This is a genomic window from Fulvivirga marina (assembly GCF_016775155.1).
Lineage (GTDB): Bacteria > Bacteroidota > Bacteroidia > Cytophagales > Cyclobacteriaceae > Fulvivirga > Fulvivirga marina.
This window is the reverse complement of sequence record NZ_JAEUGD010000054.1, coordinates 1-1,102: the sequence shown is the minus strand read 5'-3', so window position 1 is coordinate 1,102 and position 1,102 is coordinate 1. Positions and strand designations below refer to the sequence as shown.

The 1,102-nt window shown below is 49.2% G+C and carries 1 protein-coding gene; it reads right to left on the bottom strand.

The features are described from left to right. The coding region (locus tag JMN32_RS16325; RefSeq protein WP_202857431.1) for a hypothetical protein at positions 1-1,102 on the bottom strand (1,102 nt) is incomplete at both ends.

Genomic DNA, 1,102 nt, shown 5'->3' with positions numbered 1-1,102 from the left:
GGATGTGTCGCTTTACACGGGACATGGAGGCCTCTTTGATCATCGCATTCCAATTTTCAGTAGCCTGAGTGATCTCTTCGGTGGTAATATCCTTGCTTTCGGCATATATGTTGCGAAGGTCTCTTAACCCCTCACCAAATAAAGTGACTTCTACCAATGAGCGGTGGTCAGCGACCGCAAACAGAAAGGTAACATTGCCCAGGGTAAAGGGGTTGTCCTTGCTGTGATCAACGCTGATACCGCAGAAGAAGCCCAGGTTACTTTGGAGGCTGCCCGGAACAGGGACTTTGACCACCTGCCCGGTGAGCCAGTAGCCTATGGAAGTGGTAAGGATGTCTTTGGTGCGCTCCAGGTCTTTGAGATATTCCCCCATAGCACGCTCTTTTTCATCAATCAGGGCCGTTAACCTGGCTTTCTGCCGCTTCACTTTTTTGCATGCTTCGGCATTTTCTGCATCTACGGGCGCATTTTCCAGTTCTTCAAGTTCTTGCTTCAGCTTATTAATTGTCTCCTCGCGGCTCGCCCTGCGCTCTTCTACCACTTTTTCATGGTTCTCATTGACCTGGTGGGTAAGTTCGGTTTGCAACTGGTCTGGCTTCATATCCCCGAGATGATGGTCAATGAGTGCCTCTACCTGGTCTTTGGTCAACGGCTTGCGCATGTTGTTAACGATGCTCACTTCCCGTACCGTGTGCTTGCCGAACGGGGTATTGCCGCCACTACCTTTGCGGAAAAGATATTTGTCTTCAACTTTAGCATCCAGCTTCATGAATTCTGTTTCCAGGTCGTAGGTGCCCCGTTCTTTTTCCCATTTGATCCGGTGTTCATACCGGGAGAGCAGGTCGTTATATACTTTGTCCTGATCTGCCACACTCAGCAGACCGGCCCTGCCTGTTACCTGCTTAATAGCTCCCTCAGTACTTTCATTCCGCTCATAACTTACGTCACCATGTTTCCCAATTACCCTGTGGTAGGTAGGCCACCCCATTTTTTCTACCAGGTGTCGGTTATCCGATACCCATTCCCAGGCGACCTTGTCACCATATTTATTGAAAAAATCAGGGCTTTTGAGGGTGTCATCATTGGTTTTCTGAGATCCTGT